The organism is Actinomadura sp. 7K507 (assembly GCF_004348425.1).
Taxonomy (GTDB): domain Bacteria; phylum Actinomycetota; class Actinomycetes; order Streptosporangiales; family Streptosporangiaceae; genus Spirillospora.
This window is the reverse complement of the sequence record NZ_SMKK01000354.1, coordinates 1-7,020: the sequence shown is the minus strand read 5'-3', so window position 1 is coordinate 7,020 and position 7,020 is coordinate 1. Positions and strand designations below refer to the sequence as shown.

The window sequence follows — 7,020 nt, the reverse complement described above, 5'->3', positions numbered from 1 at the left end:
GGGCGCGGAGTTCGGCCAGGTCGACGACCGTCCCGTCGGTGAGGGCGGCCAGGGCCACCCAGCCCGCGAGGGCGAAACCGGCGACGGCGATCAGGCGTACGAGGTACAGGGCATGCCGCTTGCGACCCTGGGGGCGAATCGCCCCGCTCTGGATCGGTGCGGGCTCCACTGCCTGTTCTCTCCTCGCATTCGGGTCCGGTGCTGGTCCGGTCCGCACGAACGTAGCACTGGGGACGGCGCGATCAAGGAGCCATTCTCTATTTCCGGGTGTGTCTTCGGATCATTTACCGGGGCATGAGTTCTCGTTGCCTCGGGACGGCTTTCCCGGCGGGTGATGCCTGATTTGACGGACTTTAAGCCTTTGACTGGATTTGTCCGCGTGGAGTTCGGGAGAAGTATGGCGAGCGGTATCCCGTGCGCTACATTCGGTGAGCGGACGGTCACGGCGGCCGCCCGCCCGAGGAGCAGCCCGATGCCCCACCCCTCGTCCGCGATCGCGCGCCTCCGGCCGGCGCGCGACCGGCGCCGGCTCGTCACCCGCGCGGAGGTCCGCCTCATCGTCGCGTCCAGCGTTCCCGCAGCTCAGCGCACTCGCTCGGAGAAGGTCCGGGACGGCGTCTGGACGCTGTACTCGCGCTGGGAGTGGGCGACGGCCAAGGCCCGCGCCGAGCGCGCACGCCGCAGGGCACGCCCTTCCTGGCGGTAGTCCGACCGGTCCGGCGGTAGTCCAGCCGGCGGGCATCCGCCCGCCGGCTGGAGGAGAATCCTTTCACCGCACGTCCGGCTCCAGGACGCGCTCGGCGGACGGCCGCACCCGGGGCGTCCGCCGGATGATGTGGTGCGCGATCCGCCGCGCGGCGAAGTCGGCGCCGTGCACGAAGCGCATGACGGGCCCGAACGTGGACGCCGCGGCCAGGCCCGCGAAGTAGAGGCCGGGCGCGGACGCCTCGAAGTCGCGGCTCAGCACCGGCGCCCCGAGCCGGGTGGCGACGCGGGCGCGCAGCTCGGGTGCGAGCATCGTGAGCCTTTCCATGTCCGGGACGAACCCGGTCGCGGCGATCACGTGCTCCACCTCGGTCACCATGCGCCGGCCTGCGGGGTCGGTGGTGGTGAGGGCGACGCCGTCGTCGTGCTCCACCACCTTCCCGAGGAGCCGGTCCGTCGAGACGCGGACGCGCTCGTCCAGCCGCTCGCGCAGCCACCACGCGCCGGCGGGCGGCATCGTCTCGCGGACGAGCCGCAGCCGCGTCCTTTCCGGCAGGTGCCGGACGAGACCGGGCTGCTCCGCCCACAGCCACGTCCGGTAGCCGGTGCCGAGCCCGGACCGGGGGCCGCCGCGCGCCTTCGACCAGAGGGGCCGCCTCTCCTCGGGCACCGTGTTCCAGTCGAGTTCGCCCCTGCGGGCGAGAACGTGCGGGCGGGCTCCGGCGTCGGCGAGCAGCACCGCCGTCTCCAGCGCGGACTGCCCGGCGCCGACCACGGCGACCTCCTTGCCGGCGAACAGGCCGAGGTCGCGGTGGACGCTGCTGTGCGAGACGAGCCAGGACGGCAGGCCCGCCAGTTCGTCCGGGATGTGGGCGAACGGCCCGACGCCGACGGCCATGACGACGGTGCGCGTCGCGATCGTCTCGCCCGTGGACAGGGTCACGAGGTACCCGTTCGGGCCGCCGCGCTCGATGTTGAGGACCTGCGCGTCCTCGGTGCCGGGGATCGCCACGGCGGCGAACCAGCGCCCGTAGCTCACGAACGTCTCCAGGGGGATCGGCTGCCCGACGCGCCAGTCCGGGTGGCGGTCGGTGAAGCGCAGGCCGCGGTGCGGTGCCCCCAGGCTGGACGCGAACGGCTCGGACTTCAGGAACATGCCCTCCGGCATGTTCTCGGTCCAGAACCGCATCGGCTGCCCGATGATCCTGACGGCGAGCCCGATGTTCTGCAGGTGGGCGGCCGTCGACAGGCCGTAGGGCCCGGCGCCCGCGATGACGACGTTGCTGGCCGAGTCGCTCATTGTTCGTTCCCCCCGTGTGTGTGGTGTTACCTGGTGCGGATCCGCTCGACCGCGCGGAGCACGCTCTGCCGTCCCATCGCGAGGAAGGGCGGCAGGTCGTCGCCGGCGTACCAGGCGAACTCGTCGGCCTGTCGCAGCGGGCGCAGTGTTTCCCGCAGCGGGCGCAGGGTCGCGCGCAGCGGGCGGCGCAGTGGCAGGCCGGCCGACTGCTGGAGGTAGTGGTTCTCCACGAGCAGGTTGCGGCCGAACGCGGGACGCGCGCCGGGGACGCGGCGGCCCGACTGGTGCAGGTGCAGGACGCGGGCGAGGTCGAGGCCGTCCTGGTCGGCGAACAGCCGGAACTGCGCGCCGATCCGGGGGTTGAAGTCCAGCAGGTGGTAGACGTCGTCGTCCGCGTCGTGCCGGAAGTCGAGGTCGACGAGGCCGCGGCAGCCCAGCAGCCGGACGATCTGCACGGCGAGCCGGTGGAGTTCGGGGTTGGCGACCCACTCCCCGACGACGGTGTGCCCGGCCTGCGGCGGATGCGCGAGGTGCTTGCGGCCGGTCGCGCCGAACAGGCAGTCGAGGGTCTCGTCGAAGTACCCCTGGAAGAACCAGTCGCCGGTGGCCGGCGGTATGCGCCGCTGCAGGATCAGGGGGCCCGCGTCGCCGTCCGGGTCGCGGTCGCGGGTGGCGGCGAACATGCGGTGCGCCTCGCCGAGCGTGTGCACCACGGTGGTGCTCCGCATGCCGCGGCCGAGCCGCCAGGGCCGCGCCCATTTGGCGATCAGCGGGAGGCCCAGCGCCTCGGTGGCCTCGTCCACCTCGTGCGCGGACGCGGGTGTCCGGCTCGGCGGGCAGGCGATGCCGTAGCGTGCGCACGCCTCCAGCAGCCGCGACTTGTCGGCGACGCGACGGGGGACGTCCGGGTCCTGGTGGGGGAAGGTGAAGTGGGGCGCCAGCGCGTCCGCGTGCTCGGCGACGAAGATCGCTCCGGCGTCGTCCAGGGGGACGAGCAGGGCCCGCCCGCCGACCCGCTCGCCGACCACGCGCAGGTGGCTCAGCAGCGCGGACGGGCGTTCGGCGGGCGGCGCCCACGGGTGCCCGCGCGACAGGTAGCGGGAGCGGGACGCGGGGTTGCCGCGTCCCTCCAGGATGGCGTGCACCGGGACCCCGGCGCGCCCCAGGCTTCTGATCGCGCCGAGCGTCCCGTGGTGGAAGACGTTGCGGTCGGTGCGCAGCAGCAGGACGGGGAGGCCGATGTCCAGGCGCGTTCCCGGCGGGGCCTGTGTGTCGAAGAGCATGCGTTCAGCGGACCCATTCCGGCGGGGACGAAAAGACTGGAACGTAAAATTTGGCGTCGTCCGCCCGGTATATTTGTTCGACGGCGGACACCCAGGGCATACGATACGCATGCGAGCTGCCGATATCCATTCAGCCGGGCGGTCGTCCGCGCACCGGCGGAAAAGGTCGATGCCGTTCTGTCCGCTACCTCCCATTCTGGCGGCGTCCGTCATACTGTTCGCGCTCGCCGCGTCGGCATTGGCGAGCTGGAAACAGGCGGGGCAAGGGCAGACGCGAACACAACCGCAAACTCAGGCGGTACAGGAACCGAAAAAATATGTGCCCTTGGGGGCATTTCTCGGTTCAGGCATGGAGGGCGTCGCCCGGGTCGGGCCCTTCCAGCGGTGGCTCGGCTCCACCGTGACGGTCGGGCGGACCTACCTGCCGGGCGACGACTGGCGCGAGATCGAGGGCCCGCAGCGGATGCTCACCGCGTGGGCGCGGTGGAAGGACGCCGACCCGCGCCGGATGCTGGTGGTCAACGTGCCGATGATGGCCCCGAACGAGGTCGGCCTCCCGGCGCCCGTACTGCGCTCGCTGCTGCGGGCCGGGGCGCGCGGAGCCTTCGACGACCACTACCGGACCCTCTCCCGCCGCCTCGTCTCCGCCAGGGCCGGCGACTCGGTCATCGTCCTCGGCTGGGAGATGAACGGGGAGACCTACAGCGGTCGCTGCGCCCCCGATCCGGGCGCGTGGAAGGCGTACTGGCGGCGGATCGTCACCACCATGCGCGCGGCGCCCGGCGCGCGTTTCCGTTTCGATTTCGCGCCCACGCGGGGCCGGGACGCTATTCCCTGGACGGAGTGCTATCCGGGCGACGACGTCGTCGACATCATCGGTTCCGACAGCTACGATCAGCCGGCGGGAAAGTCGTTCGAGGATTTCGTCGACGAGCCGTACGGGCTGCGGGACCAGGCCGAATTCGCCGCCGCGCGCGGCAAGCCGATCTCGTTCCCCGAATGGGGCCTGTTCCGCAACTCCGACAACCCGGAATATATCCGGGGAATGCATGACTGGATGATGTCGCACGACGTCGTGTACCAGTCGATCACGGACTACTGCCCGCACGGCGTCTGGGCGTGCGGGGGCAACCCGCGTTCCTCCGGCGCCTACCGTGAACTGTTCGGCGGGGTGACGGCGCCGCCGCCGTCCCCGGACGCGCCCGCCACACCGACGACCTCGGCGCCGTCCGCACCGTCCGCGAGTCCGGAGCCCACGCCGTCCGCGACCGCGGAACCAACACCGTCGGCGACGCCGTCCTCGGACGCGCCGCCCTCCAAGCCGATGCCGGGCGAACCGGCCGCGACGCCGTCGTCCAGCCCGGCGAAGCCGACGCGGCCGGCGCCGAGCAGGCCGCCGGCCACGGCCCGCACGTCGGCGAGGGCCTCCTCGGGCGTGTCGCCGAGCCCGGCGACGTCGCGGGTGACGGCGGCCAGCAGCGCCACCGTCCGGGAGACGTCGTAGGCGGCGGACTCCGCGGCCGCCTCCCGCCCCTCCCGCTCGGCGACCCCGGGGACGAGCAGCCGCCCGGCGACCTCGTCGGCGAGAGCGGCGGGGTCGTCCACGGGCACGAGGGCGCCGACGCCGGGACGGACGACCTCCGCGAGGCCGGGAATGTCCGTCCCGACGATGGGGCGGCCGGTGGCGAGGGCCTCCAGGGCGGTCAGCGGCAGCCCCTCCCACCGGGACGGCAGGACGATGACGTTCGACGCCGCCAGCCAGTCGCGAGGGTCCTGCACGGCGGGCACGAGCAGCACGCCCGCGACGGGCTCGCGGTTCAGCGCGTCCAGGTCCTCGCCGTCCCCGACGATGGCGAGCCGGGCGGACGGGCATCGCTCGGTGACGCCCGGCCAGGCCGCGACCAGCACGTCCTGCCCCTTCTGCCGGGTGAGGCGGCCGACGCAGACGGCGAGCGGCACGGCGGCGGGCAGGCCGAGGCGGGTGCGCGCGGCCAGCCGGGCGGCGCCGTCGGCGGGCCTGAACCGCCGCCGGTCCACGCCGTTGCGGACGAGCCGGTAGGGGCCGCGCACCCCCGCGCACGTCCCTTCGCGCAGCTCACCGGTCCCGACGCAGACGAGCGCGTCGCTCCAGCGGGCCGCGATCCGCTCCCAGCGGCGGCTCACGACGTCCTGCGGCCCGGTGGCGGCGAGCCATGACCAGCCGTGCGGCTGGAAGATCGTGGGTGTGCCGCGCGGGCGGCCCAGCAGCCGTCCCGCCAGCCCCGCCTTCGACGAGTGCAGATGGACGACGTCGGGCGCGAAGCCCCGCACCAGGCGGCGGAGGCCGAGCGACTCCAGCAGCGTCCGCGGGCCGGGGGCGCGTCCGGCGGGCCAGTTGAACCACGGCACGCCGGCCGCCGCGCAACGTGCGGGCAGGTCACCGCCCGGCGGGCAGGCGACCGCCACCTCCCAGCCGCGTTTGCGCTGGTCACCGGCCGCCTGCCCGACGTAGACGGCGACTCCGCCCGCGTTCGGCTGGCTGACGTGCAGCACTCGCGGCGGGGCGGTGCCCCCGGCCCCGGCCCGGTCCGGGGACGCGGCCTCAGCCATGGCCTCCCCGCCGCCGGTGCCGCCGGTCCGACAGCTGCGCGCGGGCCCGGGCCAGGCCCGCGAACGCGGCGGCCGAGACGGTCCGCCCGAGGATGACGCGCTGGTTCTGCACGGGAGTCGGGCGCCATTTCAGCTTGTACGGCTCGTCGCCGCGCAGCAGGCTGACGCCCTGCCGGTTGCGGTCCCGCGCGATGGCGAGGTCCTCGCGGAGCAGCATCAGCGAGACGTCCACGCAGCCGCGCAGGTCGGGGATCGCCCCGTACAGGTAGGCGCCGACGTACCGGTGGCCGATCAGGACGAGGTCGCTGGCGACGAGCCGCTCGTCCCACCGGTACTGCAGGACGGCCGCGCGCCCGTCGCGGACCATCCCGCTCGCGGCCTCGGCCAGGTGTCGCCGGAACCGCTGGCGCGTGTGCTCGGGATTGATGGGACGCCCCCGCCACTGCCGGACGTGCAGGTCGAGCAGCGCGTGCACGGCGTCGGACGCGCCCTCCGCCGGAACCGGCTCCACCGTGATGCCGCGAACGTCGATCTTGCGGAGCTTCGCGCGCATCTTCCCGGCGGTGCGGCGCGGCAGCCGTCCGAGGACGTCGTCGATGCCGGCGGCGGGCAGTTCGAGGCACACCGATGACGGCATCCGCCACGCCCGGCGCGGCCACTCGGCCGCCACCAGGTGCGCCGCCGAGCCGGGACGGACCTCGCGGAGGTCGATCGCGCACCATCCGTGCTCGTCCAGCAGCGCCCGGGTCAGATGCCGGACGGCGCCGTCGGCGTACACGGGGTCGAGGAGGAAGTCGGTGAAGTCGCTCTGCTCCCCCGCCAGCGGCAGCAGCACCGGGAACCCGTGCCGCACGCCCGCCGTCAGCGGCGCCGCCGCGACGAGCCGGCCGCGGCACCGGACCAGGAAGAGCCGCAGCCGGCCGCTCGTCCCGTACCAGCCCCACCAGGCCTTGAGCCACTCGTACGTCTGGAACGGCGTCGCGGCCGGGCTGCGGTCGTAGAGGTCGCGGAGCTCGTCCGCCAGGGCCACGAGCGCCTGTTCCTCCCGGTGCACTTCGACCGACCACTCGACGGCGGTCGGGAGCGACAGGCGGGGCGCGACGTCCCCCGGCGTAAGGCTGGACAGGCTCATTTCCCCACCCC

The 7,020-nt window shown here is 73.8% G+C and carries 5 protein-coding genes and 1 pseudogene; 2 read left to right on the top strand and 4 right to left on the bottom strand.

The features are described from left to right. Nucleotides 1–472: 472 nt before the first annotated feature. On the top strand, nucleotides 473–706 hold the full coding sequence (locus tag E1285_RS42090) for a hypothetical protein (RefSeq protein ID WP_132160394.1): 234 nt from the start codon (nucleotides 473–475) through the stop codon (nucleotides 704–706). Between the two features lie 63 nt (nucleotides 707–769). Here E1285_RS42090 and E1285_RS42085 read toward each other — a convergent pair whose 3' ends face one another. Both E1285_RS42085 and E1285_RS42080 read right to left on the bottom strand, forming a co-directional pair. Beyond that, nucleotides 770–2,005 carry an NAD(P)-binding domain-containing protein gene (locus E1285_RS42085; protein ID WP_132160392.1) on the bottom strand — a complete coding sequence of 412 codons (1,236 nt, stop codon included), beginning with the start codon at nucleotides 2,003–2,005 and terminating at the stop codon, nucleotides 770–772. 26 nt (nucleotides 2,006–2,031) lie between these two features. Beyond that, a complete protein-coding gene (locus tag E1285_RS42080; protein ID WP_132160390.1) occupies nucleotides 2,032–3,288 on the bottom strand; it encodes an ATP-grasp domain-containing protein in 1,257 nt (418 codons plus the stop codon). On the opposite strand from E1285_RS42080, the pseudogene E1285_RS48465 reads away from it, so the two are divergent. After that, nucleotides 3,245–4,201, top strand: a pseudogene (locus tag E1285_RS48465) (glycosyl hydrolase); the annotation flags it as partial. The gene E1285_RS42080 and the pseudogene E1285_RS48465 overlap by 44 nt on opposite strands. A 236-nt stretch (nucleotides 4,202–4,437) precedes the next feature. Here E1285_RS48465 and E1285_RS42070 read toward each other — a convergent pair. After that, a complete protein-coding gene (locus tag E1285_RS42070) occupies nucleotides 4,438–5,877 on the bottom strand; it encodes a glycosyltransferase (RefSeq protein ID WP_132160388.1) in 1,440 nt (479 codons plus the stop codon). Continuing rightward, nucleotides 5,870–7,020 (bottom strand): GNAT family N-acetyltransferase (locus E1285_RS42065; RefSeq protein ID WP_207947215.1); only part of this gene is annotated, 1,151 nt, incomplete at its 5' end. The genes E1285_RS42065 and E1285_RS42070, both read right to left, overlap by 8 nt.

Coding starts and splice junctions, on each gene's coding strand:
- E1285_RS42090 (WP_132160394.1), top strand. CDS start 473: ATGCCCCACCCCTCGTCCGCGATCGCGCGCCTCCGGCCGGCGCGCGAC.
- E1285_RS42085 (WP_132160392.1), bottom strand. CDS start 2,005: ATGAGCGACTCGGCCAGCAACGTCGTCATCGCGGGCGCCGGGCCCTAC.
- E1285_RS42080 (WP_132160390.1), bottom strand. CDS start 3,288: ATGCTCTTCGACACACAGGCCCCGCCGGGAACGCGCCTGGACATCGGC.
- E1285_RS42070 (WP_132160388.1), bottom strand. CDS start 5,877: ATGGCTGAGGCCGCGTCCCCGGACCGGGCCGGGGCCGGGGGCACCGCC.